At 69.3% G+C, this 26,077-nt stretch carries 21 protein-coding genes and 3 pseudogenes; 8 read left to right on the top strand and 16 right to left on the bottom strand.

All coding sequences use genetic code 11. The features are described from left to right. Positions 1 to 262: 262 nt before the first annotated feature. From ABZV38_RS05730 to ABZV38_RS05720, 3 genes are all read left to right on the top strand, one after another. The gene (locus ABZV38_RS05730) at positions 263 to 1,024 is read left to right on the top strand and encodes an HAD-IA family hydrolase (RefSeq protein WP_356324896.1); all 762 of its coding nucleotides are present in this window, start codon (positions 263 to 265) and stop codon (positions 1,022 to 1,024) included. After that, a complete protein-coding gene (locus ABZV38_RS05725) occupies positions 1,024 to 3,555 on the top strand; it encodes a glycoside hydrolase family 65 protein (protein ID WP_356324894.1) in 2,532 nt (843 codons plus the stop codon). The genes ABZV38_RS05730 and ABZV38_RS05725 overlap by 1 nt, the downstream gene beginning before the upstream one ends. Before the next feature lie 73 nt (positions 3,556 to 3,628). Continuing rightward, positions 3,629 to 4,540: a universal stress protein gene (locus tag ABZV38_RS05720; protein WP_356324890.1), complete on the top strand. Its 912-nt coding sequence runs from the start codon at positions 3,629 to 3,631 to the stop codon at positions 4,538 to 4,540. Between the two features lie 295 nt (positions 4,541 to 4,835). On the opposite strand, the gene ABZV38_RS05715 is transcribed toward ABZV38_RS05720, so the two are convergent. The 8 genes and pseudogenes from ABZV38_RS05715 to ABZV38_RS05680 form a co-directional block, all read right to left on the bottom strand. Continuing rightward, positions 4,836 to 5,012 carry a hypothetical protein gene (locus ABZV38_RS05715; protein WP_356324888.1) on the bottom strand — a complete coding sequence of 59 codons (177 nt, stop codon included), beginning with the start codon at positions 5,010 to 5,012 and terminating at the stop codon, positions 4,836 to 4,838. A 253-nt stretch (positions 5,013 to 5,265) separates the two neighbouring features. Next, positions 5,266 to 5,433: pseudogene (locus ABZV38_RS05710) on the bottom strand (glyoxalase); the annotation flags it as partial. 73 nt (positions 5,434 to 5,506) lie between these two features. Beyond that, positions 5,507 to 6,697, bottom strand: coding sequence for a thiolase family protein (locus ABZV38_RS05705; RefSeq protein WP_356324886.1), 1,191 nt, complete (start codon positions 6,695 to 6,697; stop codon positions 5,507 to 5,509). Between the two features lie 103 nt (positions 6,698 to 6,800). Beyond that, positions 6,801 to 7,448 carry a CoA transferase subunit B gene (locus tag ABZV38_RS05700; RefSeq protein ID WP_356324884.1) on the bottom strand — a complete coding sequence of 216 codons (648 nt, stop codon included), beginning with the start codon at positions 7,446 to 7,448 and terminating at the stop codon, positions 6,801 to 6,803. Further along, positions 7,448 to 8,200 (bottom strand): CoA transferase subunit A, encoded by a 753-nt coding sequence (locus tag ABZV38_RS05695; protein ID WP_356324882.1) that lies wholly within the window; start codon positions 8,198 to 8,200, stop codon positions 7,448 to 7,450. Before ABZV38_RS05695 ends, ABZV38_RS05700 begins: the two co-directional genes overlap by 1 nt. A gap of 84 nt (positions 8,201 to 8,284) precedes the next feature. After that, the gene (locus tag ABZV38_RS05690; RefSeq protein ID WP_356324880.1) at positions 8,285 to 10,048 is read right to left on the bottom strand and encodes an FAD-dependent monooxygenase; all 1,764 of its coding nucleotides are present in this window, start codon (positions 10,046 to 10,048) and stop codon (positions 8,285 to 8,287) included. Between the two features lie 14 nt (positions 10,049 to 10,062). Further along, on the bottom strand, positions 10,063 to 12,024 hold the full coding sequence (locus ABZV38_RS05685) for a maleylacetate reductase and hydroxyquinol 1,2-dioxygenase domain-containing protein (protein WP_356324878.1): 1,962 nt from the start codon (positions 12,022 to 12,024) through the stop codon (positions 10,063 to 10,065). 263 nt (positions 12,025 to 12,287) lie between these two features. Next, positions 12,288 to 13,163, bottom strand: a complete 876-nt coding sequence (locus ABZV38_RS05680; RefSeq protein ID WP_356324876.1) for a helix-turn-helix domain-containing protein — start codon at positions 13,161 to 13,163, stop codon at positions 12,288 to 12,290. Positions 13,164 to 14,026: 863 nt separating this feature from the next. Between ABZV38_RS05680 and ABZV38_RS05675 the strand changes: the two genes are divergently transcribed. After that, positions 14,027 to 15,028: a helix-turn-helix domain-containing protein gene (locus ABZV38_RS05675; RefSeq protein ID WP_356324874.1), complete on the top strand. Its 1,002-nt coding sequence runs from the start codon at positions 14,027 to 14,029 to the stop codon at positions 15,026 to 15,028. 93 nt (positions 15,029 to 15,121) lie between these two features. Here ABZV38_RS05675 and ABZV38_RS05670 read toward each other — a convergent pair. The 5 genes and pseudogenes from ABZV38_RS05670 to ABZV38_RS05650 form a co-directional block, all read right to left on the bottom strand. Further along, positions 15,122 to 16,020: pseudogene (locus ABZV38_RS05670) on the bottom strand (alpha/beta hydrolase). 70 nt (positions 16,021 to 16,090) lie between these two features. After that, positions 16,091 to 16,696, bottom strand: a complete 606-nt coding sequence (locus ABZV38_RS05665; RefSeq protein ID WP_356324989.1) for a GPP34 family phosphoprotein — start codon at positions 16,694 to 16,696, stop codon at positions 16,091 to 16,093. Positions 16,697 to 16,942: 246 nt separating this feature from the next. Beyond that, positions 16,943 to 17,734, bottom strand: coding sequence for a polysaccharide deacetylase family protein (locus ABZV38_RS05660; RefSeq protein WP_356324871.1), 792 nt, complete (start codon positions 17,732 to 17,734; stop codon positions 16,943 to 16,945). Then, positions 17,728 to 18,594, bottom strand: a complete 867-nt coding sequence (locus ABZV38_RS05655) for a DMT family transporter (protein WP_356324869.1) — start codon at positions 18,592 to 18,594, stop codon at positions 17,728 to 17,730. The genes ABZV38_RS05660 and ABZV38_RS05655 overlap by 7 nt, the downstream gene beginning before the upstream one ends. 42 nt (positions 18,595 to 18,636) lie before the next feature. Further along, the gene (locus ABZV38_RS05650; RefSeq protein ID WP_356324867.1) at positions 18,637 to 19,470 is read right to left on the bottom strand and encodes an SDR family oxidoreductase; all 834 of its coding nucleotides are present in this window, start codon (positions 19,468 to 19,470) and stop codon (positions 18,637 to 18,639) included. 196 nt (positions 19,471 to 19,666) lie between these two features. On the opposite strand from ABZV38_RS05650, the gene ABZV38_RS05645 reads away from it, so the two are divergent. Further along, positions 19,667 to 20,779 (top strand): galactosyldiacylglycerol synthase, encoded by a 1,113-nt coding sequence (locus tag ABZV38_RS05645; RefSeq protein ID WP_356324865.1) that lies wholly within the window; start codon positions 19,667 to 19,669, stop codon positions 20,777 to 20,779. A 103-nt stretch (positions 20,780 to 20,882) separates the two neighbouring features. Here ABZV38_RS05645 and ABZV38_RS05640 read toward each other — a convergent pair whose 3' ends face one another. Next, on the bottom strand, positions 20,883 to 21,665 hold the full coding sequence (locus ABZV38_RS05640; protein WP_356324863.1) for a TetR/AcrR family transcriptional regulator: 783 nt from the start codon (positions 21,663 to 21,665) through the stop codon (positions 20,883 to 20,885). Positions 21,666 to 21,758: 93 nt separating this feature from the next. On the opposite strand from ABZV38_RS05640, the gene ABZV38_RS05635 reads away from it, so the two are divergent. The 3 genes and pseudogenes from ABZV38_RS05635 (at position 21,759) to ABZV38_RS05625 (ending at position 24,340) form a co-directional block, all read left to right on the top strand. Next, on the top strand, positions 21,759 to 22,754 hold the full coding sequence (locus ABZV38_RS05635) for an aldo/keto reductase (protein WP_356324861.1): 996 nt from the start codon (positions 21,759 to 21,761) through the stop codon (positions 22,752 to 22,754). Between the two features lie 222 nt (positions 22,755 to 22,976). Next, positions 22,977 to 23,201, top strand: a pseudogene (locus ABZV38_RS05630) (TipAS antibiotic-recognition domain-containing protein); the annotation flags it as partial. A 332-nt stretch (positions 23,202 to 23,533) separates the two neighbouring features. After that, entirely contained in the window at positions 23,534 to 24,340 is an 807-nt protein-coding gene (locus ABZV38_RS05625) for a peptidoglycan recognition protein (RefSeq protein ID WP_356324859.1), read from the top strand. A gap of 54 nt (positions 24,341 to 24,394) precedes the next feature. Here the strand turns inward: ABZV38_RS05625 and ABZV38_RS05620 are convergent, their stop codons facing one another. Together ABZV38_RS05620 and ABZV38_RS05615 are read right to left on the bottom strand one after the other, a co-directional pair. Beyond that, positions 24,395 to 25,366: a M56 family metallopeptidase gene (locus ABZV38_RS05620; RefSeq protein WP_356324857.1), complete on the bottom strand. Its 972-nt coding sequence runs from the start codon at positions 25,364 to 25,366 to the stop codon at positions 24,395 to 24,397. Positions 25,367 to 25,382: 16 nt separating this feature from the next. Continuing rightward, positions 25,383 to 25,784 carry a BlaI/MecI/CopY family transcriptional regulator gene (locus ABZV38_RS05615; RefSeq protein WP_356324855.1) on the bottom strand — a complete coding sequence of 134 codons (402 nt, stop codon included), beginning with the start codon at positions 25,782 to 25,784 and terminating at the stop codon, positions 25,383 to 25,385. Positions 25,785 to 26,077: the final 293 nt, after the last annotated feature.

Raw genomic sequence — 26,077 nt, 5'->3', positions numbered from 1 at the left:
GGGACGAGGCACCATGGGCACGGAACTCCCGCCGGCAGGATTGCCGCGGACGCGCCTGGGCACATACCCGGTGAGCGCCAGGAGGTGGTGGCAGTGAGCCGCATCAGAATCGTCCGCCGCCCACCGCCTGTCTCGGGGCCTCCGCCCCTCGACCTGCGAACCCCGTCCGGGCGGCCTCTGCCCTACTGAGATCCACGACGCGCCCGTGTCCTGGAACCGTGATGCCATGAATGAAGACCCTGACGAAGGGACCGCCCCATTCATGGCAGCCGTACCGTCTCTGGCACCGTGCCTGCGCTCTGTGCGGGCCGTGGTCTTCGACACCGACGGAGTGATCACCGACTCTGCCCGGAGTCACGCCGCGGCATGGAAGAAGGCATTCGACGCCTGCCTGTCGGAGCGGGAGGGACACCGGCCCTTCGATCCGGTCGTCGACTATCTCCGCCACGTCGACGGCCGTTCACGGCGGGACGGTGCGGCGGCCTTCCTTGCGTCGAGAGGGCTGGACCTTCCCGAAGGCAGCCCGGACGACCCACCGGGCACCGCGACGGTATGGGCGATCGCCGCACGCAAGGACGAGCTGTTCACGGAGACGTTGCGCACGCACCGGATCGATGTCTGGCCCGGCACGGCTCGTCTCCTTCAGGCGCTGCGGAGCGAACGGATGCCCTGCGCCGCCGTGTCCGCCTCCCGCCACGCGACGGAACTGCTGTCGCGGGCCGGCCTCATCGGGCAGTTCGGGGCCGTGGTCGACGGAAATGAGGCACGGCGACTGGGGCTCGCGGGGAAACCGGATCCCGCGCTCTTCGTGGAAGCGGCGCGACGCCTCCACGTCCCGGTTCCGGACACCGCCGTGGTGGAGGACTCCTTGGCCGGGGTCGAGGCCGGCCGCCTCGGCGGATTCGGACTTGTGATCGGTGTGGACCGGACAGGAGGTCCCGGCGGCGCCGCGGACCTGCGACGCCGTGGCGCCGACGTCGTGGTGTCCGATCCCGGTGAACTGCTGAGCGCCGTGGACGACTGATGCCGGGCGCCTGGGAATGGTCGTACGAGGGCTACGAGCCGGAGGAGGAGCGGCTGCGCGAGGCGCTGTGCACAGTCGGCAACGGGTACTTCGCCACCCGTGGAGCCGCATCCGAGACCACCACGAGCGGGTGTCACTACCCGGGCACCTACATGGCGGGCTGTTACGACCGGCTGACCTCATCGGTGCAGGGCCGGAAGGTGGAGAACGCCGACCTGGTCAACCTGCCGAACTGGCTGCCGCTGCGTTACCGCATCCGCCCCGTCGGCACAGACCCCGGACCGTGGCTCTCACCGGACCACGAGCATCTCAAGGAACACCGGCAGTCTCTCGATCTGCGCCGCGGCACGCTGACCCGCCGGTCCGTCTACGAGGACGAGGCAGGCCGTCGCCTGGATGTCGAGCAGTGCCGGCTGGTGCATATGGGAACCCCGCATCTCGCCGCCCTGCACACGGCTTTCACCGCGGATGGCTGGACGGGCTCGATCGAGGTGGAGGCGGCGATCGACGGCGACATCCGGAACGCCGGTGTCTCGCGGTACCGGGATCTGTCGAACCGCCATCTGACCGGCTGGTCGACCGGAACCGAACAGGACGACGTGGTCTGGCTGAGATGCCGCACCGTCGAGTCGGACATCGGCTTCGCGCTGGCCTCCCGCATCGTGGCCACGTCCGGCGGTCCCGGGCGGCAGCCGGATGGGTCCGGTCGGCATCCCCGTCCCTGGCAGACGCCACGGCAGATCTTCCAGACACTGGTGCTGCCGCTGGATCCGGGATGCGACGCCGTGGTGGACAAGACAGTGGCGCTGTATACGTCGCGTGACCCGGCAACCGGCAGCCCGCTGCGGGCCGCTGTGTCCGGTGTGCGGACGGCCCCGGAGTTCGCGGAGCTGCTGGCCTCGCACCATCGGGCGTGGGCCGGCCTGTGGCAGCGGGCCCGGATCGAGGTTCCGGGTGAAGCGGGCAGGATTCTGCGTCTGCACCTCTTCCATGTGCTGCAGACGCTGTCTCCGCACACCGCCGAGCTCGATGTCGGTGTACCGGCGAGAGGACTGCACGGTGAGGCGTACCGGGGCCACGTCTTCTGGGACGAGCTGTTTGTGCTGAGGTTCCTGAGTCTGCATTTCCCGGAGGTGTCCCGGGGACTTCTGGACTACCGCTACCGGAGGCTGCCCGCGGCCTGCCGCGCGGCGCAACAGGTGGGGCGGGCCGGGGCCATGTTCCCCTGGCAGAGCGCCGACGACGGCCGGGAGGAGACCCAGGAACTCCATCTCAACCCGCGTTCGGGGCGGTGGCTGCCCGACCATTCGCGACTGCAGCACCACGTTGGTTCGGCTGTTGCCTACAACGTGTGGCAGTACTGCCAGGCCACCGGGGACACGGAGTATCTGCATTCCAAGGGCGCGGAGATGTTGCTGCAGATCGCCCGGTTCTGGGCGGCCGGCGCCGAATGGGACGCATCTCTGGCCCGGTACCGCATCCGCGGTGTGGTCGGCCCCGATGAGTACCACGACGCCTATCCGGGAGCAGGGACTGCAGGCATCGATGACAACGCGTACACGAACGTGACGGCGGCCTGGGTGCTGGCACGGACCACGGAGCTGTACCGCGACCTGCCCGAGCCACGGCGCAAGGCCCTGCTGGAGTGCATGCGGCTCGACCCGGCGGAGCTGGAGCGGTGGGAGGACATTTCCCGTCGGCTGCATGTGCCGTATCACCGTGGCGTCATCAGCCAGTTCGCCGGTTACGGAGAACTCGACGAGTTCGACTGGGCCGCATACCGCAAACGCTACGGCGACATCCGGCGGCTCGACCGCATCCTTGAGGCGGAGGGCGACACGGTCAACCGCTACCAGGCATCCAAGCAGGCCGATGTGCTGATGCTCGGCTACCTCTTCTCACCCGGCGAACTCGGCGGTCTGTTCCAGCGCCTCGGGCATGTGCTGGACGACGAAACCTGGCGTGCCACTGTCGACTACTACCTCGCGCGTACGAGCCACGGTTCCACTCTGAGCTCCCTGGTTCACGCCTGGGTGCTGGCGCGGGTGCGGCGCGAGGAGGCGTGGACTCACTGCGAAGAGGCGTTGACCGGTGATGTGGTCGACATCCAGGGCGGCACCACCGCCGAAGGCATCCATCTGGGGGCGATGGCCGGCACCCTCGATTTTGTGCAGTGTGGGATGACCGGACTGGAGACCCGTGACGACGCACTGTGGCTCTCCCCGGCCCCGCTGCCCCAGCTTTCGAAATTCGGGATACGCATCGGATTCCGCGGATACGGGGACGTGGACCTGGGCATACGGGCACAGCGGCTCCGGATCGCGGTACCGCACTCGCACCGCCCAGCCGTGCGGCTGGTCCTGGGTGGCCACACCCACATGATCGCCCCGGGCACCGTGCGATGGCTCGATCTGCCGTCGGGCCGATGCCCCGACCCCCGGCACTGCCGGATTCAGGGCTCGGCAATGCACGGCGCGGGAGACGGCACCCAGGGCGGTGGCCTGGGACCATTGACCCCCATGGGGTCCTGAGCGGCCCTCTCGCAGTGCGGGGTAGCGGTGCCAGGGTGAGAGTTGCACCGGAGGCCCTCGGTGAGGAGGAACCATGGATTCCAGCGACAAGGGCGGTCCGGTCCTCGGACCTCTCGTGGCAGGGGTGGACGGCTCCGAGCACGCGAAGCGGGCAGTGCTATGGGCATCCGACGAAGCTGTGCGGCGTCATCATCCACTGCACCTCGTGTACGCGGCCGACACGGACACCCGGCTGCTGTACGCGCCCATGGAGGCCATCGAGCAGATTCGGCACGCGGGTGGAGAGCTTCTCCGGGAGACCGCCTCCATGGTCTCCGAGCGGTATCCGGGTCTGACCGTGACTAAGGAGCTCAGCCGCCGTGAGCCGATTGCGAGCCTGCATGCCGCGGCGGGAAACAACGGCACGATCGTGGTGGGCAACCGGGGGCTCGGGGGTTTCAACTCGCTGATGCTCGGCTCGGTCGGTCTGAAGGTTGCTGCGGGTGCCAGCACACCGGTGGTCGTCGTGCGTGGCAGCGAAGGCGCTCCGGCGGCAGACGTCGTGGTGGCCGCCATCCACGACGAGCACGACCTGGACTGTGCACGCCACGCGGCGAACGAGGCGGTGCTGCGCAAGGCATCGGTGCGGCTGTTGCACGTATGGAACGTGCTGGAGTCGGTCGGCAATGTCGTGACGATGCTCGACGCCGTCGACGAGGTGGCCCGCGATCACGTTCGCACGTTGTCGGCCGTGGCGGACCGTATCCGTGCCGACTTCCCGGGGCTCACCGTGCAGGCGGATGCGGAGAAGAGCATGTCCGCCGCCGGTGTCCTGGTGGAGGCGACTCGACACGCGGACCTGCTGGTCATGGGTGGGCGGCGCTCGCCCGGGTATTTCGGCCCGACGCTCAGCCGAGTCACCCACACCCTGCTGCACCATGCGTACTGCCCGGTGGAACTGATCCCGCGGCATGGCAAGCGGACGCCGGGTGGTGAGCCGCAATGAACAGTGCGGAAGGCAGGGGGATCGTCGGAGGCGTCGCTCCGGTCCGCGACCGGCATCGGCCCGTCTCCATGCATGCCGACCGCGTATCGGCGCCTCGGCGCACGACGACACTCCGACGCCGGCACAGGCCAGGCGCGAGGCGTCGGCTAGCCCGAGGTGATGGGGGTCGTCTCAGAAGAGTTGGATGAAGCAGCCGAACGAAATGGTCACCACACCCGCAGCTACCGACAGCCTCTTCAGTGCCTTCGACATCTTCATGGGCATCCCTTGCTGGATGGTCGGAGCGTCTCGCACGTCACAGACACATGCGCACGAGCCACTCGTCGTAGTTGTACGCATCCCTCGCCGGATCCGGGACCGTCGCTGCGTGCCCTTCCACCGTGTCCTCCAGGCGGATGCGCTCCGGCAGTCTGCCGAACCGGGCGTGACGTGCCTCTTCGGCGGAGCTCGGAGCCTTCTCTGTTCGCGACATGGGTCGTCTCCTTCGGACGGTTGCGCTGGAGCGCCCGTCCTTCACGATGCAGGTGCGACACATCGTCGATGCATCACTAGTTCGACTGGTGACGATATTTGCAGGAGGTGCGTCACCTGTCAAGATGGTGACATGGGCACGCCTGCCCCTGCGGCGCGTCGGACGCAGTCGCTACGCGTCCATGACGGAGAGCGGCACCTGATCCGCCATCGAGACGTCCGCAATGACGCGAGGCGATCAGGTGGGCGTGGCGTCATCGCCCGGGTGTCCTCGTCCTGACTTCCTGGAGCAGCCAGCCGTTGCCGTCCGGGTCGCTGAAGGCGGCGAATGAGCCGTAGCTGCCACGTTCCGGATCCGGGCCGCTCACGCGTCCCTGCTCCCCGGCGTGATGGAACACCCCGCCCGCGTCGTGGAAGACCTCGGGTGCGAAACGCCTCGAACGGTGCAGAGCGGGAATGTCCGTTGACGGACCGTGCGGACGGCTGGGGTCCGACTCAGCGTTCCAGGACCAGTGCCAGACCTTGGCCGACACCGATGCACAGTGCAGCCATGCCTGTACCCGAGCCCGCTTCGGCGAGTTGGTGGGCGACTGCTCCCGTGATCCGAGCCCCGGAGGCACCGAGGGGATGTCCGATGGCGACAGCGCCGCCCCTCGGGTTGAGGATATTGCGGTCGAGTTCGGGCAGGGCAGCGAGGCAGCCGAGCGCCTGGGCGGCGTACGCCTCGTTGAGCTCGACGGTGTGCAGATCGTCGAAATCGTGCCCCGCCTTCGCCAGGGCCTTGCGCATCGCTTCGACCGGGCCGAGACCGAAGTATTGCGGCTCGATGCCGGTCACGGCGCTGGCCCGGATCCTGGCAAGCGGCTCGCGGCCGATCGCGGCGAGCCCGGCCTCGTCGGCCAGCAGCAGAGCCGATGCGCCGTCGTTGAGGGGAGAGGCATTGCCGGCCGTGACCGTACCGCCTTCACGGAAGACGGGCTTGAGGCGGGCCAGTGCATCGAGAGAGGTGTTGTCGCGAATGCCTTCGTCACGGTGCAGATCCACACCTGCGACGGGCGCCACCTCGGCGTCGTACGCGCCGTTCTTCCACGCCAGGGCAGCCTTTCGGTGACTGGCGAGTGCGAAGGCGTCCTGGGCCTCGCGAGTGATGCCGTACTTGTCGGCGATCAGCTCGGCCGACTCGCCGAGCGGGATGGTCCATTCGTTCGGCATCCGAGGATTGACCATCCTCCAGCCAAGTGTGCTGGAGTACAGCTGCTGGTTGCCGACGGGAAAGGCCCTGTCCTGTTTGGGCAAGACCCACGGGGCTCGGCTCATGGATTCCACTCCGCCGGCTATGGCGACGGAGGCGTCGCCGAGCGCCACGGACCGGGCGGCCATGATGACGGCTTCCATCCCTGAGCCGCACAGCCGGTTGACGGTGGCGCCGGGGACCGTGACGGGCAGGCCGGCCAGCAGGACCGCCATCCGAGCGACATTACGGTTCTCCTCTCCGGCGCCGTTGGCGTTTCCGAGGAGCACATCGTCGACAAGGGCCGGGTCGAGGGCCGGGCTGCGGTCGAGCAGGTCGCGCAGCACGCCGGCGGCGAGGTCGTCGGGGCGCACTGAGGACAGAGCCCCGCCATAGCGGCCGATCGGTGTCCGGACGGCGTCGACGACGTAGACGTCCCGCAGGCGCTCGTTCATCAGGACTCCTTGTGGTGTGAGGAAGGAAGGTGAGCTGTGAGGTGAACCCGTCGGCCCGGTGCTGTCCGGGTACCGGGTCGGCGGGGCCGAGGGTCGGCTGCGGTCAACCGGCGGGGTTGTTCGGTATGTGTACCGGCGCGGCCGTACGGCTGATGACGTCGTTCGCGCTGATTCCGGGAGCAGTCTCGACGAGGACAAGTCCGTCCTCGGTGACATCCAGGACGCAGAGGTTCGTGATGATGCGGTGGACGCATGCCTTCCCGGTGAGGGGCAGGGTGCATTCCGCAACGACCTTTGGGCTTCCGTCCTTGGCGCAATGGTCCATCACAACGATCACCCGGCGGGCGCCGTGGATGAGGTCCATCGCACCGCCCATGCCTTTCACCATCTTGCCCGGGATCATCCAGTTGGCGAGGTCCCCGGCCGCGGAGACCTGCATGGCTCCCAGAATTGCGGCGTCGATGTGACCGCCTCGTATCATCCCGAAGGACAGCGACGAGTCGAAGAAGCTGGCGCCGGGCAGCACGGTGACCGTTTCCTTGCCCGCGTTGATCAGGTCGGGGTCCACGTGTGCCTCGGTGGGATACGGGCCGACGCCGAGGATGCCGTTCTCCGACTGGAGCACCACGTGCACTCCTTCGGCGATGTGCTGGGGCACCAGCGTGGGCAGCCCGATGCCGAGGTTGACGTAGTCGCCGTCCTGGATCTCGGCCGCTGCACGCGCCGCCATCTCGTCCCTCGCCCATGACATCAGCCCTGCACCGTCCTTTTTTCGATCTGCTTGTCCGCGGCCTGCTCCGGCGTCAGTTCGACGACGTGTTGCACGAAGACACCGGGAAGGTGCACCTCGTCGGGGCCCAGTTCGCCGGGCTCGACCAGCTGCTCCACTTCGGCGATCGTCACGCGGCCGGCCATTGCGGCGAGCGGATTGAAATTGCGGGCCGACCGGTGGAAGAGGAGATTGCCGTGGCGGTCGCCCTTGGCGGCCCGGACGAGAGCGAAATCGGTGACGATGCCGCGTTCCAGCACGAATCGCCTGCCGTCGAACTCGCGTATCTCCTTGGGCGGTGAGGCGACGGCCACGGTGCCGTCGGGTGCGTACTGCCAGGGCATGCCCCCGTCTGCCACCTGAGTGCCGATACCGGCGGGGGTGAAGAAGGCGGGAATGCCACAGCCTCCTGCCCGCAGTCGTTCGGCGAGGGTGCCCTGCGGCGTCAGCTCGACCAACAGCTCACCCGAGATGTACTGGCGGGCGAACTCCTTGTTGTCACCCACGTACGAGCCGGTCACGCGCGCTATGCGGCGAGCGGCGAGAAGGATCCCGAGACCCCCGCCGTCCACACCGCAGTTGTTCGAGACCACGCTCAGTCCGGTGGCTCCGGTCGCGTACAGCCCTTTGATCAATTCATTGGGGACGCCGCTGAGACCGAAGCCGCCCACAGCCAACGACGCTCCGTCTCCTACGCCCGCCAGCGCTTCGCCGACGGCGACTACCTTGTCCATACTCACTGTGCTCCGTTCCTGTCCGGCAGGGCCGCTCCGACCGGTGTCCGACCTCTTCGGTGTGTGGCTGCTGTGCCGCACATGTCAGCGGTCGGTGATGGTCAGCAAGGCGCTGGTGAGCTCTGCGCTTGCTGTGGAGTCGGCCCCTGGTGCCGAATCGGACCGCCAGGCGATGTGCCCGTCCGGTCGGACGAGCAGACACCCGTCCTCGGCCGGCCCCGGTATCCGGCGCCACTCGCCGTAGGCGTCACGGCTCTCCCTGGCGCCGATGCGCACGCACTTCAGGGGAATTCCGAGCGTCTCCGCGCAGTCGGCTGCGGCGGCCTCCCACACGCCCCCCGACAGACCCGTCACCAGCGTGAAGGTTCCCTTGCCGATGAGGTCCAGCGTGGACAGGCGATGGCCGGTGCTGTCGACGAGCCAGGCATGCGGCAGTTTGGCACCGGGGCGGGTCGTGGGCTGGTGGAACAACTCCGGGTCTCGTGCCCATTCCTCGGCCGGGCCTGCGTCCTGGATCACCGCGGAGGAGACGTAACGCTGATTCATTTCGACGCCATGGGCGTTGAACTCGTAGTTCTTCAGCTGGATGGCCTCGTCCAGCACGCGCCGCCGCTCGGCTCCGTCGGCTGTCTCACCGGCGGTCGCGGCGAGGCTGTCGGCGATGTCCTGCTCCGCGCTGAATCCATCGACTCCGAGGGACTGGAAGATCGGACCGAACTGGTCGCGGCTGAGGTTGGCGCGATCGACGATCTGCTTGCCGACCGGCGCGCGCTCTGCGGTGTAGGTGTCCAGCAGCCCAGGTCCCGCCTGACCGCGGATGACCATGGCGAGCTTCCAGGCCAGGTTGTACGAGTCCTGGATGGAGGTGTTCGAACCCAGGCCGTTCGACGGCGGGTGCCGGTGAACCGCGTCTCCGGCGCAGAAGACACGCCCGGCCGAGTATGTCGTGGCGTAGCTGTGGTTGACCGTCCACAGCGAGCTCGATGTGATCTCGACGGGAATGCCGGGGTCGCCGATGAGGTCATGGACGACTTTCCGGGCGGTCGCCTCGTCCATCTGGGGCGGGGGCTGGTTGATGTCGTATCCCCACACCAGCAGCCACTCGTTCCATGGCCGCACCATGCGCACCAGACCCATTCCGATGCCGCCCATGTGGGCACCCGGGCGCATCACCCAGTAAAGAACACTCGGGCGGTGGGCCACATGCCGGGACAGGTCGGCCTTGAAAGTGATGTTCATGCTGCCGGCCTTGCCATCAGCTCCGGCGACCGGCAGACCGATCTGCTCGGCCACGCTGCTGCGGCTGCCGTCCGCGCCGATCAGGTAGCGGGCCCGGACCGTGAACTCGTCTCCGCGCACCCGGTCCCGGAGCCGGGCGGTGACGCCGTCGGCGTCCTGTTCCAGGCTGAGGAACTCGGTATCGAAGCGGACCTTGGCTCCCCGCGCAGCGGCGTTCTTCACCAGGATCGGTTCCAGGTAGGTCTGTGGGAGGTCGACCATCTGGACCGGGCTGGCGGCGCCGTACTCGGTCGCCGACTGCGAACCGGTTCCCCAGCTGCGGATCCGGCCGATCTCCTCACCCGCCAGTGCGGTGCACAGGACGGTGTCGCCCATGAGCTCGGCGGGGCTCCCGGCAGCGGCGGCCTCGGCGTCCACGCCGAGGTCGCGCAGCACCTCCATGGTGCGCTGGTTGGTGATGTGCGCGCGGGGAGTGTTGGCCAGCCAGCCGTACTTGGTGACCAGCAGGGTGCGAATGCCGTAGGTGGCCAGGAGCAGGGCCGCGGATCCGCCGGCGGGACCGCTGCCGACCACAAGGACGTCGGTGTCGTAGGCGTGGTTCGAATTCATGGGACTGCTCCTGATCAGCATGACGGGCCGGCGGCATTGCGGGCGATGCGGAAGGTGAACTGCAGGCTGCGCCACTCCCCATGGACGACGCGGCCGTCCGGAGTCGGCCCGACACGGGGCGAGAAGTCGGCGATGAGCGCCTCCTTGACGCCGAACACGGTGTCGGAGTCCAGGTAGCGGCCGCCCTTGACGAACAGCTGCGTGACAAGGCGCTGGTGGCCGGGCGCAGAGATCATGAAGTGCAGGTGGGGGGCGCGGTAGGGATGACGGTTGACGGCTCGGAGCATCTGTCCCACCGGTCCGTCGTCCGGGATCGGATACTCGGCCGGCAGGGTCGTCCAGAAGCGCAGCCGGCCCTGCTCGTCCGTGCGCAGCCGGCCCCGTAGCACCGGACCTTCGAATTCCGGCAGCTGAACGTCGTAGAACCCGTCCTCGTTGGCCTGCCAGACATCTGTGACGGCGTCCGGCACAGGCTGTCCGTCCGTATCGGTGACACGGATGTCGGCCCAGAGCGGAGTACCGGCGATGCCCTGCGAGAGGTCGCCGCCCTGCGCGGTCTCCGGCGGACCCTCCGTGTAGAACGGTCCGAGGACCGCCGACGGGGTGGACCGAGGGGTGCGCGAATTGGTGAGCAGGTCGACGATGCTGGAGATGCCGAGCGTGTCGGACAGCAGCACGAACTCCTGGCGGGTGCTGCTGGAGATCTGCCCGGTACGGGTCAGGAAGTCCACGGCATGCAACCACTCGGATTCTGTGACGTCATTTCGCACCACGAACCGGTGGAGGTCGCGTACGAGGTCGCTGAGCAGATGCCTGCTCCGCTGATCAGGCGCGTCGGCGAAACTCGCCACTACCTGGTCGGTGAGCCGCGCCATCTCCGAAGCCGCGCCGTGCACCGCCGGGTTCTGCGCCCGCACAGCCGCCGGGCGACGGCCCTGCCAGGCATCCCGCAGCAGTCCCTCGATTCCTCGGAGCGTCAGCTTCCGGGGATTCGGGTACGGCGTGGCGGTGGCCAGCCGCGCGGCCTGCAGCAGATCCTCTTTCGCCATTCCCAGCTCGTGCAGGGAAGTGGGAGCGTGCAGAGAGGCGATCAGGTCGAACACCCCGCTCGGGGCGTCCGCCACCCCGAGTGCTTCGGCGATACGGCTCATGACGTCCTGAGCGGACGGTGCGTTGTAGGCCATGGCATGCGGCAGGATCACGGTGTGCGTTTCGGCATGCGGCAGGTCGAACGCGCCGCCCAGGGTGTGGCACAGCTTGTGGTGAAGACCCATGCCGACGGATGCGAGGCACGTACCGGCCAGCCACGCCGCGTGCAGCAGATCGGTTCGTGCCGCGATGTCGGAGGGCTCGGCGGCGATGACCGGGAGGGCGCGGGCCAGCCTGGTGATGGCGTCGAGTGCCACCGCGTCGATCACCGGGTTCGCCTGGGGCGAGTACAGGGCTTCCACGGCGTGGGCCAGGGCGTTGATGCCGCTGGTGATCGAGATGCCGACCGGCAGGTCGCGGGTGAACTCGACGTCGTAGATCACGGTCTCGGGAAGAATCGCGAGCGAGGACTGGGTGGTCTTGCGTCCGTCCTGCGTCTCCCCGAGCACGGGGGTTACCTCGGAACCGGCGTAGGTGGTCGGAAGGATCAGCTGTGGCAGATCGGTGCGGAGCGCCAAGGCCTTGGCCAGCCCGGTGACGGAACCGCCACCCACGGCCACCAGACAGTCGGCGGAGTGACTCCGAAGAACATCAAGTGCTTGTTCGGTCACGGCCACCGGCGTGTGCACGACGGCACCGTCGAACTCCGCAACGGTGATGTTCTCGAGGGCCTTGCGTACCTTGTCGGCTGCCTTGGAGATCGACGGACTGGTCAGAAGGAGGACCCTGGAACCGCCGAGTCGCTCGACTTCGTCGCGGATTGAGCCGACTGTTCCGGCGCCGAAGACGACCCGCGAGGGGTGGGAGGTGTAGACGAAATTCTGCATTCGGTTCCGCCTTCGCATGGACTGGTCCCTGGATATCTGCTCCCGAGTGTGTGGGGTACGGGCACCATGTTTCCTGCATGTTTCAGGCGTCTTTCTGCAGGATCGGCGCGTCGCCCTCACCTTGGGGGATTGCTCCGCGCATGAAGGCGGAGCAACTGCCCGGGGACCCCGATCACTGTCCGCCCGAGGCCAGAAATCAGACCTGGAGTCCGGCTGTTCTCATGCCTGTCCGGCAGAGCACATCGGCCTGTACACCGACAGCTTCAGCCTGCCCGGCGGGCAGCAGCGGGAGTTATGCCCAGTTTGGCGCGCATCACGCGAGTCAGATGCTCCTGGTGGGAGAAGCCGCATCGAATGGCCACCTCGGCGATCGGCAGCGCTGTGGTGCGCAGGAGCCGGCGTGCGTGGCTCAGGCGGAGGTGCAGCAGGAACTGGTGCGGAGACTTCCCGGTGCTCGTCTTGAACTGCCGGCTGAACTGGCTGGCGCTGAGACCGGTCGTCGAGGCGAGGTGGGAGATGGGCAGCGGCTCCGAGATGCGCTGTTCCATCAATTCCTTTGCGGATGCGAGCTGTTGAGCCGTGAGCCCGGACAGCGCACCGGCTTGTTCCATGGGCCGGTGGGGCGTATGTACGTGGGCAAGCTGAGCGGCGAGCATGCCGACAAGCTGATCGACATAAGTGCGGGCCGAGGGTTCCCAGTGCCGCAGGACGTTGTCCAGAGCCAGTACGAGGTGTTCGATCAGTGGATCCGAACTTCCGAGTTCTTCGGCAAGCTCCACATTCCGGCCCTCGCTCTGCGCTGCCTGGAGGGCCGAGTCGCTGAGGTACAGGTGGACGGTGTCCAGTTTTCCTTGCAGCTCGACGTCCAGGGGGCGGCCCGCGGGATGCAGGAAGATGCCTCCGGCTGGAATGTGCCGGGAACGCATCGCACGTCCACTGCGGCGCCTGACGGTGACCGGGCCGCCGAGGTGAAGGATCAGTAGGTGCGTGGGCGCGGCATCGAAGGTCGCGTGATACGGCCTTTCATGCTGGGTGGAGACGTATACGTGCTCCCACCCCAGACCTGAGCTGGTCCGGTCCGGCGTCACCCAGGGCTGGCGCAGGATCCCATGGGTGTTGAGGATTCCGAGCTCAGACACTTCACGCTCCAAGTGAGACAGGGCCACTCATATGGACTTCCCGAGGGGATCTTTGCCAGGTCATCTTGTTGAACGTGGAACGATCTCGCCGAATTCCCGCCACCGGCCGCCTCGGTGGGTGTGTCGTGGATGCCGCGCTCCTGAGGTGCGCGCCTTTCCGTCGAAATTACCAATGCTGGCCGCATCTGCTGGCAGAATGCTAGGCATTTGGAGCGCATGTGCCTTCGAAATGCGACCCATGTGATCCTCCTGGTGGATGGCTGTGACGCCCACACGCTATTAGATGTTAAGTATAATCTAATGGTGTCACGCCACTCGGAGGCGGCGAGGTCGATCGCCCTGCGTGCCGGCTGCCGAAACAGCACTGGACGTCACTGCGTGTCATCTGTTGCCGGGGATGCCCCCGGCAACTCGACCGCTTTGCGCGCGGTAGCCGCAGGCTCGGCCCTGGGGGCCCTGGGGGCCCTGGCGGCACGGTGCGTCCGGTCGCAGATGACCGCGCGACCACCGGCGGCAGTCCCGATGGCACGTACCGCCACCGTTGAGCTGCGGGGCGACGTGTTCATGCCCCTGCGTGCGACGGCTGCCGGCAACGCCGGGAGCAGGATGCAGCAGGCCGTGGAGCGCGCGCACTTGATGAGTGAAGAGCACACGACAGGACCGACGGCAGAGACCCGAGGATGGCGGGTGTGGGGGCACATCGGACCTCGTACCCGCCGCACTTCGGTGCCCCCGGCTACGGCGTGATCAGGGCGTATAGTGCGGTTGCCTGTGATCGATCCCGTTCCGGCGAGGAACGGCCGACGGGCGCTTCCAACATGCCCGTCCCCGCACACCGTCAGCGGGGAGCGGAAAGGAGCACGATGCTGGAGGCAGCGGGCCTCACCCCGGCTGAGGAAGCCGTTTACCGGACTCTCGTGACGATGCCCACCGCGTCGGCGCACGATATTGCCGAGCAATCCGGTCTGATTCCGGTGGAAGTCGAGCGCGTGCTGGCGGCGCTCCATTCCAAAGGGCTGGCCAGCGGGACGGACCGGACGCCCCGCAGCTTCGTCGCCACCCCGCCGGACGTCGCGTTGCTGCCGCACATCCAGAGGCAGTCCGACTCCCTGGAGCAGGCCCGCGCGGCGGTCACCGATCTGCTGGAGACATACCGGCGCACCAGGCGCCGAAGGGACCCCGACCAGCTGATCGAAGTCATCACCGGCGCCGAGGGACTGCGCCAGCATCTGCGCCAGATCCAGGACAGCACACGTCACGAGATGCTGTGGTTCTGCAAGGCGCAGTACGTGGCCATGCCCTCGGGGAGCAACCAGGCCGAGTTCGACGCCCTTGCCAGGGGGGTGCGCTACCGTGTCCTGTACGAACGGGCGTTCTTCGACGACCCCGGTGCCGTCGACAACGTTGCCGAGGGCGTACGCGCGGGGGAGATAGCCCGAGCGGTCCCGCATCTTCCGCTGCGGCTGGCCGTTGCCGACCGGGCCATCGCCATCTGTCCCCTGGTGCCCGGCGGCCCCGGTGGGGGCTCCGAAGAGCCCACGACAGCACTGGTCCGCGGCAGCAGCCTGCTGGAAGCCCTGGTCGCTCTGTTCGAGCGGTACTGGGTGGATGCGGTACCACTGCACGTGAGCGAGTCCGGAAGCGTCAACGGCACGGACGGGGCCGCTCGTGGGAACGAGCTGTCGGCGACGGATCGTCAGCTGCTGTCGCTCCTTGTCGCAGGTGTGGCCGACAAGGCCATAGCCAGCCAGATGGGACTCAGCCGACGCACGGTGCAGCGGCGCATCCAGGGCATGATGGCCGTCGCGGGCGCGACCACACGGATGCAACTGGCGTGGCACGCCGCCCGCCGGAACTGGATGTAGCAGCACCCTGGCCCACCCACTTGAGTCTGCACCGGATTGCCCTGCGCGCCCGCGGCGCGGCTGGAATCCGCCGTGGACAGGAGGTGACCCGATTCAGAAGCCGTCGATCTCGACGACAGCCTCGGCGAAGGCTTCGGGAGCTTCCTGCGGCACGTTGTGGCCGATGCCCTTCAGAGTCCGGTGGGCGTATTTTCCCGTGAAGCGGCCGCGGTAACCGGCGCCGTCTCCGGGAGGTGTGAAGGGATCCAGCTCACCGTCGAGGGTGATCGTGGGGAGCGGAATGACAGGGCTCTGGGCAAGTTGCTTTTCGAGGCCGTCGAATCGCGGGTCGCCCTCGGCCAGGCCAAGTCGCCAGCGGTAGTTGTGAATCACGATGGGGACCCAATCGGGAAATCGGGATTGTCGAAGGCCGCCGCAGTGCGCTCGAACGTTGCGTCATCGAAATGCCACGTCGGGGAGACGTTCTTCCAGATGAGCTTCGCGAAAGCGTGCTTGTACTGCTCAAGGCCGAGTCGGCCCCGTTCCGTGGCGAAATAGTACTGATACCACCACGTCCACTCGGCCTCCGGCGCCAACGGTGCCTTGTTGCGCTCACGGTTGGTGATCAGATAGCCGGTCACCGAGACCAGCGCCTTGCAGCGCGCGGGCCGGAGCGCTGCGATGATGTCGGCCGTCCGCGCCCCCCAGTCGAAGCCGGCAAGGATCGCCTTCTCGATCTTCAGCGCATCCATCAGCGCGATGATGTCGAGAGCGACCACCGACTGCTGGGCATTCCGGAACGTCTTGCTGGAGAGGAAGCGTGTCGTGCCATGGCCGCGCAGATACGGGACGATCACTCGGTAGCCCTTCGCCGCCAGCGAAGGAGCCACGTCGACAAAGCTGTGAATGTCGTAGGGCCAGCCGTGCAGAAGGACGACCACGGGACCGCCGGTGGGACCGGCCTCGGCATATCCCATGGGGTGCACCCTTCTGAGAAAGCTCTCCACGCTCATGCATGCCAGGCGAGCGGCCAACTCGGAGTGGCGGATGACTTCATTGGCTCACCATCCGCCCGTACCCTCGTCAGTCGCCTCGCCAGATGTTGTCGAAGGCCGCGTCTTCGATGGCGCGCCGTTGCCGTACAGCATCCAGTTCCAGCACCGCGTTGTTGACGGCGGCGAGCACCGTCTCGACCGCTTCGTCGGTCACGCTCGGGGAGTCTTCAGCGGGCTTGTCGCGGATCCCGACGGCAGCCGCGAGGACCGCGAGGACGGGTTCACCCGACGTCCAGCGGTCCGCCGCGTGGCGACGAGCGGGCGAGTCGACCAGGACCGTCCGGCTGGTCCGGGTGGGAATCCAACGGCCGTGTTGCCGGGTGACCTGCCCTTCCGTCTCCAGGGCGGACACATACACCGAGGACAGGCCGCGGCCTCGGCGCCACAGCCAGTCCTCGACCGACTCGTAGGGCATCTGGCGGACAAGCGACGACGCGGCCTCGTCCAACAGGCGATCAGCCAGGGTCCACCGGGCGCTCGGCACGATGCGGTCGTCATCCAGTGTCAGGGCTTGGGCATCGATGAGATCGATCACCTCGGCTCCCGCGAGCGCAAGCGACAGATCGCCCTGCTCCACAGGACGGCTGGGAACCACGTCCAAGGCGACGATCAACAGATCTTGCGGTGTGGTCATGAAGGGCTCCACGTCAGAAGCATCGGTAGCGATACGTCGCTGAGCAGCGGGCCCGGCACCGGGCGCGAGGCCGAATGTGGGGGCGGGCCTTAGGTCCGGCCGGACACCGGGGGGCAGTGTCCGGGGAAAAGAGCTTCGCTACGTGGCCGACTGTAGCCCGGTTACGTCAGGGGCGGTCGGTCGAAAGCGGGGCGGTTACTCCGCTGCGGGCCATCCGGAGAGGGTGCGCCGCACGACAGCCGCCCCTCAACGATGGCGCCGTGTCCGGCCCGTGTACGTCCCGGTGTCGCCGTGCCCGACGCCGTGCTCGGCGAGCGGGCCGGCGGTCAGACCGAGCCGGCGGCACTCGGCAAGCAGGCCGGGCAGCGCACCCAGCGCAGCTCGCCATGCACCCGGTGCGCTCCACCCGTCCGCGTCGTGCAGCAGCACGGTGCCGCCGCCGGTCAGATCTGCGAGGACCGATGCCCGCACGGAGCGGGCATCGGCGTGCGCCGTCCAGTCCCGGCCCCAGGCCGACCACAGCACCGGTCGCAGCCCGGCGCGGCGGGCAGCGGCCAGGCGGCCGCCGGTGAGGATGCCGTAAGGCGGCCGGTACCACTGCGGGACGGTCCCGCAGATCTGCTGTACCGCGCCGACGGTGCGCATCACCTCCCGTACGTCGCGCAGCGGCGCGGGGAACCAGGGGCGCTCGTGCTGCCAGCCGTGCACCGCGACCTCGTGACCACCCGCCACAAGCGCCCGGCCCAGGGCGGGGTGACGTTCCAGCGAGCTGCCGACGACGAAGAAAGTGGCCCGCACCTGATACGCGTCCAGGACGCGCAGGAAGTGTGGGGTGCTGGCCGGGTCCGGCCCGTCGTCGAAGGTGAGCGCCACGTGGGCGGGATGGCCGCGTCCGTGCAGCGCCGGGCTGAGGATCCTCCGTACGGGCGGCAGCCAGGTGGCGGCGGGCCCGATGTGCCATGCGGCGGCCATCGCGGCGGCGATACCCACAGCGCCGCCCGACAGCGCCGTCCGTCCCGTGCCGGAGCCTCCTACCATCGCTGGTCGTCCTTTCCCGAGACCACCGGTGAACTGCTCAGCTGCACGCTGGCGAACGCGATGAGCCCGAGCGCCGCAGCCTCCGGCAGCACCCGCCAGCCCATATCGATCTGCTCCTCGAACAGCGAGACGCCCAGAATGACGCTCAGCAACGAGTCGCCGAGAGTGAGCGCGGGCTGCGACGCCGCCAGCGAGCCGGCCCGCAACGTGACCTGCAGCATCAGGAAGGAGCCCAGGCCGACGGCTGCGGCCGTGTACATCTGCCACGTCGCGAACAGCACCTCGACCCCGCCGGACGCCAGGCCGAGCGTGTCCTTGATCAGCGCCGCCGTGAACGAGAAGCCGATGGCGGTCGCTGATCCCAGCACCGCCGCACGGGCGGAGCCCCGCAGCCGCATTCCCACCACGATCAGCACGGTCGACACGGCGGCGGCGGGTACAGCGCTGTGCAGCCACCTCTTCGGCGGCACGGTCTCCAGGCCGCCCGTCGGACTGGCCAGCAGGAGGAAGGCCGCCAGGCCCAGTGCCATCCCGAGAAACGCCCCCCAAGTACGCGTCCCGGGCGGCCGCCGGAAGACGATCGCAGCCAACACCAGCGTGAACAGCAGCTCCGTCGTCATCACCGGCTGCACCACAGCCAGTGGCCCGGTCGCCAGGGCGAGGGCCTGCGCCAGCCCGGAGACGACCAGCAGCCCCGCACCCCAGCGCCAGGCCGGCCGGCGGATGAAGCCCAGGCTCCCGAACAGCCGGCTGCCCGGGAGACCGGGCAGGTCGACCGCCGCAGCGCGGCGCTGCAGCACGGAGGCTGCCGCGTTCCCGAGCGCGGCGAACAGCGCCAGTACGACGGAGACGATGATCACGTGTCACCAACCCTGCGCGCGTGTCCGTTGCCGTGGGCCCGCTCAGCCAAAGCGCATGGCCAGCCTGCGGAAGAGCCGCGGAGCCACGCCCTGCACCCGGCCCGGCACGCCCAGCCAGCGCGGCACGGAGATCTCGTCCCGGCCACCGGCCAACGCCTCCTCGACCGCTGCCGCGACCTGCCCAGCGGGTACCGGCCGGGGCCAGGACCGCGTGTACGGGGTGCCGCGGCGGGTGAAGAACGGCGTGTCGACGGGACCTGGGAGCACCAGGCAGAGCTGGACGCCTGTGCCCTGGAGCTCGTAGCGCAGGCTGTCCGCGAACGCGATCAGCGAGCCCTTCGTCGCCGCATACACCGCCTCCCCCCGCACACCGAACCGGCCGGCGACAGAGCCGATCAGCACCAGTCGGCCCGACCCGCGGGACACCATCTGCGGCAGCACCAGGCGAACGAGGTGGAGAACGGCGCAGACGTTGACACTCACCAGGCGGTCCACGGTGGCGGGTGGCATGTCGGTGTAGGCGCCCGCCCAGCCGAGACCCGCTGCGGCGACGAGTGCGTCGACTTTGCCGCTGTGCGCCAGCGCATCCTCGACCAGCCTGCGGCAGCCCTCCTCGGAGGCCAGGTCCATCGGCAGCGCGGCACCGGAGGTGCGGGCGGCGACACTGCCGAGCCGGGCTTCGTCCCGGCCGTTCAGCAGCAGCTCCCACCGGCCGCCGGCTGCGAGCCGTGAGGCGACTTCGGCTCCGATTCCGGAGGAGGCCCCGGTGATCAGCACGACCGGCCGCGGCCTGCGGGCAGGCGGACCGGCCGCCGCCGGCAGCGTCGCGTCGGCCTCGGCTGCGGGGGTGCCGCGGGGTAGGGGGCTCTTGCGCATGGGCCTTCCGTCCTCCGGGGCCGCCGTCATCCTGGTGCTCTCGAAGCACCGCCCGGACCGGCCCGTATCGAGTAATCCTTCATGCAACCGAGGCACCGGCAAACGCGCGCGACCTCACTGGGCTAACGGCCTGCCCGTCCGGGTGTGGTGCACCGGCCGCCATGCGCGGAAGATCCATGCAGAGGACTATCCAAGAATGGGACGTCGGATTCTGATCGTCAGCGCGAGCATGGGCGCCGGACACGATGCCGTCGCCGCCGAACTGGCCGGGCGGCTGCGGTCCGGCGGCCATCTGATGGCATGTGTGGACCTCCTCGACATGCTGCCCCCCGGCGCCGGGCGCGGGCTGCGCGCCGCCTACCGCACGACGCTCCGCCGCTGTCCATGGGCCTACGGAGCGGTCTACTCGGCATTCTTCCGCGACCGCGGAGACCCGGGCGACCGGAGGAGCCGGGCGACCGGCACCGGGCCGCTGGCCGCAGTCCTGGAGCCGCGCCTGCGAAATGTCGTGGAGCGCTGGCGACCGGACGCGCTCGTCTCCACCTTCCACCAGGCTGCTCAGGTCGCGGGGCGGCTGCGGGCCCAGGGCGGTGTCTGCCCGCCCAGCACGGTCGTGGTCACCGACTTCGCCGTGCACCGGCAGTGGCTCCATCCCGGAAACGACCTGCACCTGTGCCTGACCGAGGCCGCCGCGGCACGAGCCCGCGCCACGTCGGGACGCCCGGCGGAGGTGTGCGGGCCGGTCGTGCCCCCAGCCTTCGCCGCAGCCGGCCATGAGCACCCGGGCAGGCAGTCGTCCCGCTGGGCGCGGGAGTTCGCGCGGCGCGGCCCCGGCCGCCCGCCCGTGCTGATTTCGGCCGGTGCCTGGGGCGTGGGACACGGGCTCACCGACACGGCGCTCCTGCTCGCCGGCACGGGCCACATCCCGGTGCTGCTGTGCGGCCAGGACGAACAACTGCGGGCCCGCGCCGCGATGCTCCCCGGTGTTCTGGCGCTGGGCTGGGTCGAGGACCTGCCTGACCTCATGGCCGCATCGAGCGCTCTGGTGGACAACGCCGCGGGGCAGACGGCCCAGCAGGCCCTCGCCGCCGGCGTACCGGTCGTCGGATACCGGCCGATCACCGGCCACGGCGCCGAGGGCGTCAGCGAGATGGCTGCCGCAGGCCTCACCGAGCATGCTGCCGACGAGATCGCGCTGCTCCGCTCACTGGACCTCCTGGTGCGCCCCGGCCCCGACCGGGACCGACGGATCGCCGTCGGGCGGGCTTTGTTCAGCGTGGACGCGGCCGGACTGGTCGTCTGCTCCTGACAACCCGTGACGGCCGGGTGCTGCTCGGATTGTTCGGCTCGTGCGTCCGACCGCGACCGCGACCGCGACCGCCGACGACAGCGATCGCGGCTCGGCGGGGGGCTCAGCGCGGCGTGCCGCCGGCCGCGGGCCCGGTCGCGGACGTGGTCGTCGTCGCGGTCCCACTCGTGGTCGCGAGGCGCTGGAGCCACTCGCGGAGCAGCACGGCCTCGCCGGGTGAGAGCGCATGGGAGAGCTCGGGCAGGACGGCGGCGAGGGCGATCGCCCTTGCGGCGGGCGTGTCCAGATCGTTCGCGGGCTGCGGACCCGTGGTGAGGGAGGCGAGCACGGTGTCGCGTGTGCGGGCGGACAGGTCGCTGTCCCGTGCGCCGGCCGGATCGGCGATCAGCGTGAGCGCGACACCGACGCTCGCGGCCTGGATCATCTGGGCGGCGGCGGCGACCGGAACGCGCAGGCGTCCCGCCCGGGCCACCTGCTCCAGCTTGCCGACGAGCACCGCATAGGTCTCTTCCGCGGCGGCGGGGCGCTCGCCCGGCCGCGCGGCGCCGTACATCAGCACGTAGAACGACGGGTGGCTCAGCCCGAAGTCGATGTGCAGGTCCCAGCCGCGCCGCAGGTCCTCGATCGGATCGCCGGTGGCCCGCAGCGACTGCTTGTCCGACAGATAGCGCTCGAAGCCGTACGCCGTGACGGCTTCCAGGAGTCCTTTCTTGTCGCCGAAGAGCCGGTAGAGCGTGGGCGCCTGGACACCGGCGGCCTGAGCCACGGCTCGCGTCGAGACGGCGTCGCTGCCGCCCTCGGCCAGGAGTTCCGCGGCGGCGGCGAGGATCCGGTCCCGGGTGCCGGCGCTCCTCTCGGATCTCTCGGAGATTTTTTCGGCGGTCATGGAATCAACGCTACCCGAAGCCTGTTAGCATCGATGACATCGCTGATAACGTATTCTCGTTATCGACGTTAACGCACGATTGGATCGCTCTCTGTGAACACCCGCATTCTCGGCACCGACGGCCCCGCGGTCTCCTCCCTCGGCCTGGGGCTCATGGGCATGTCGGACCTGTACGGACCGGCCGACGACGCCGAGTCCATCGCCACCGTCCACGCCGCTCTCGACGCAGGTATCACGCTGCTCGACACGGGCGATTTCTACGGCATGGGCCACAACGAGCTGCTGCTGCGTGACGCCCTGCGCGGACGCAACCGCGAGAACGCCGTGATCAGCGTCAAATTCGGCGCGCTGCGCGACGCCCTCGGCGGCTGGAGCGGCTACGACGGCCGTCCCGAGGCCGTGAAGAACTTCCTCGCCTACTCCCTGCGTCGCCTCGGCACCGATCACATCGACATCTACCGCCCCGCCCGGATCGACCCGAACGTGCCGATCGAGGAGACCGTCGGCGCCATCGCCGAGATGGTCCAGGCCGGTCTCGTCCGCCACATCGGCCTGTCCGAGGTCGGCGCCGAAACGCTGCGCCGCGCCCAGGCCGTGCATCCCATCGCCGACCTCCAGATCGAGTATTCGCTGATCTCGCGCGGTATCGAGGACGAGATCCTGCCCACCGCCCGTGAGCTGGGCATCGGCATCACCGCGTACGGTGTGCTGTCCCGTGGTCTGATCAGCGGCCACTTCACCAGTGACCGGAAGCTCGCCGCCAACGACTTCCGCGGCATCAGCCCGCGCTTCCAGGGCGACAACCTCGACCGCAACCTCGCCCTGGTCGAGGCGCTGCGGAAGATCGCCGAGGCCAAGGGCGCGACCGTCGCCCAGATCGCCATCGCCTGGGTCGCCGCCCAGGGGCAGGACATCGTGCCGCTGGTCGGCGCCCGCCGCCGTGAGCGGCTGACCGAGGCGCTCGGCGCCGAGACCGTGACCCTCACCGAGGCCGATCTTGCCGTCATCGAGCAGGCCGTCCCGGCCGGCTCCGCGGCAGGCGCGCGCTACGCCGCGCCCCTGATGAATCACCTCGACAGCGAGCGCTGACCTCCGCAGCGCCCGCGCGGCGGCACCGACATCCCCCGGTTCCGGTGCCGCCCGGGCCGGACGCCGCCCTCATGGGCGGCGCCCGGCGGCCGCCGGCCCATTCCACCGCGAGCCCCCTCATGTCCTCCGCCTCCTCCGCCGCAACCCTCAGGAGCGCGGAACCCGGCGAGTAGTGAGGCACGTTGGTCTGCGGCCGGGCGCGCAGCGCCGTGCAAGCGGACATCCGCGGGCACGCCCGCCGACGCCGCCCCGGTGCAGGCCGAGGCAGACGCCCAGTACCGGGCCCTGGCCGAGCTGCGGGCAGTCTCCGCCGAGGAGTACCGCGCGATCGGGCGGTCCTGCGTGGAGAACGAGCAGTGGCGCGCGGCATACGAGGCGGTCGCGCCCGGCCTGGCCGCGTACCAGCGGGACGCCATCGAGGTATACGCCACCACCCGGCTGAGCTGAGCCGGAACCGGCCGCCGCCGCGGGTACCGTCCCGCGGCGGCGGCCCCGCCGGGCCAATTCCGCGCCCGTTCCGGCGGGCCCGCAACCGACCGATCGGACCAGCCTCCGACTGCCGTCGGGCTCACACCGAGGTCGGCTCCGTCGTGCTCGCCTGCATGCAGTAGTCCGGCGCGCGCAGCGAACCTCCTGCCGCAAGGCTATGGGCGTACGTGCCACCGCCGCCCGCTCGGCGAAAAGGAAAGAAGGCCCCTGTGCGTATGTGGCGAATAGTGCTGCCCCTTACGGCTTCCATAGCGGCAGTTCCACTCGTGGCGGCACCTGCCAGGGTGACGATGGCCGGCGTCGTCGGCGGGACGCTGCCGGGCAGCCCTGCTTCGGCGGTGTCGGCCGGTGCGGTTCTGGAGCCGGCCGTCGATTCCGCGCGGTCAGTCGTTGCTCTGAAAGCCATGTCGGTGGCGTTCCCTCATGCAGCGCTTCGCCCCACCATTGTGGCGCGCGCGCAGTGGCGGGCCGACGAGACCAAGCGTGATCCCCGGGCGCACTACGCAAACGGGGTGACGGCGATCTTCATTCACCACACCGACACCCCCAACGACTACGACTGCGCTGACGTGCCAGGCATCCTGCGCAACCTGTACACGGGCCAGACCCGTGACCAGGATTGGGGAGACTTCGGCTACAACTTCCTCGTCGACCGATGCGGCACCATCTACGAAGGTCGCGCCGGCGGTGTCGACCGCCCTGTCGTCGGCTCCCACACCCTGGGATTCAACCGGGGCACTGCGGGGATCGCGGCGATCGGCACCTTCGGACGAGGGACGAAGGTGCCGGCTCCCATGGAACACGCGATCGCCGCCCTTGCCGCCTGGAAACTCGGCCTGCGCGGTGTCGACCCCCGCAGCAAGGTGCGACTCACGTCCACCAATGACAAGAGCCGCTACCCCAAGGGCACCTCGGCCAGCTTCTATGCCATCTCCGCCCATCGCGACGGTTTTGCCACCGACTGCCCCGGCGAGGCGCTGCTCGCCCGTCTCCCCGCGATCCGGAACATCGCGGCCGGCCTCCAGGGCCGGGGTCTACGAGCCCCCGGTCGTGTTCAGCTCTCCGCTGCCCTGCCGAGCCTCAACGGCAGTCACTGACGGCCCACCCGTACGCGGTACGCCTCCTCGGGCCGCGGCCCGGCGGCCTGCCGGTCAGCCGCCCCTGGCCCGTTCCAGTACCTCATGCAGATCCTCGGCGGCTTCGACCGTGCACAGGACGGCGGCCGCGAGGTAGGCAGCCGTGGCCGCCGCTCGCCACGTACCGCCCGTCGGTACGGGGGCCAGGAGCGCGGCCACCCGCCGGGGCACCGGCCCCGCCTTGTCCAGCCCGGTCCGAGCCCCGCCCACCCGGCGCTTCCCGTCCCGGCGGCCGAGAAGTCCCAGGGCCGCGGCAGGCAGTCGCCGCGGACCGCCCGAGCGCTTTGTCGCCAGCGCCGCCTTTCCCACGGTGACCGCCACCCGCCGCCGGTCGCCGGTTGTGCTTGCCGCGACCTCGTCCGCCCACCGCTCCACCGTGTAGGAGACCTGAGCCGCCAGGGGGCGTACCAACGGGTTTGCTGTTGCGGCCAGTTGGGCGGTCGCAGCGAACAGATAGTGGTGGGCGCGCAGATGCGCCCGCTCGTGCGCGAACAGGATTGCGCGCTCGGTTTCGTCGAGCGTGGCCAGCATGCCCGTCGAGACCACGATGCGGCCGGGCAGCCCGGGGATCGCGAACGCGTCGGCGGCCGACTCCTCCATCACCACGAGCGGATCCTGGCCCGGGAAGCATGCGGATTCCAGAACGGCCGCACACACCGCCCGCACCCGGCGGACGAGGAAACGGGAGGTGACCACGGCCACGGCGAGCAGCAGCACCGCCGCCAACAAGGCCACCGGCACCCGCGCCGGATCGTCGCGTCCCAGCACTGCCGGTGACAGATCGGCGAGTTGGGCGATCCTCGGGATACGTACCAGACCGGCAAGGGCGAGCAGGCCGAGTACCGTCGTACTGCCCGCAGCCAGCACCACGGACGCCGTGGTCAGCACCCAGGTGGCCAGCCGCGGTTCCAGCCGGTCGGCAAGCGGCCGGGCGGCGGGCCCCGCCAGCAGCGGCAAGAACAGCGGCAGGTAGATGGCGAGATGCATGGCAGCCTCCGTGGCCCTACCGGCCGGAGTCGAGGTCGCCGCCCAGCAGGCGGCGCAGAAGCGCCTCGTCGCCGCTCGACAGGTCGTCCACGAAACGGGTGAGCACCGTCTCGCGATCCGGTACCTCCTCCATGGCCTGGCGCATCCGCCGGGCGGCGAAGCCCGGTTCGTCGGTCGCGGGCGCGTAGGCGAAGGCCCGGCCTCGCGGAACCCGGGTGAGGACGTCCTTCTCGTACAGCCGGGTCAGGATGGTCACCACGGTGCTGTACGACAAGTCGTCGTCCATGACGTCGCGTACGGCCCTCGGGGTGAGCGACTCCTGCGCCGACCGGAGCACGGCGAGCACCTCGGCCTCCCGCTTCCCGTTGGCCAGGCGGCCGTCCGTCTCGTGTGCTCCGGCAGGCTCGACCGCATCCACCGTTGGCTGCCTCCTCGCTCATCCTCTACAGTCACACCCGTCTTCTACGCGCGCGTAGAAGACAATGGCCTTCCCCGAGTGTGCCACGCATGCTCGTTGCCCCGTGACGCCCGCCGCCATGACAGGAATCCCATGCCCCGTCACACGCCCGGGCCCAGGTCACTGCCGGGCCCGGGACCGGTGCACCTGCCGACCGGCTGCCGGCGGCTGTCCGGGCCTCGCTCCTCGGAGCTCCGGCTCTGAGCCGAGAGCAGCACCGCACCGCCCCACCACCGTCATCCCACCGAATGCTT

The organism is Streptomyces sp. NPDC005181 (assembly GCF_040608395.1).
Lineage (GTDB): Bacteria > Actinomycetota > Actinomycetes > Streptomycetales > Streptomycetaceae > Streptomyces.
The sequence above is the reverse complement of the archived record's forward strand: the minus strand, read 5'-3'. Positions and strand labels throughout refer to the sequence as shown.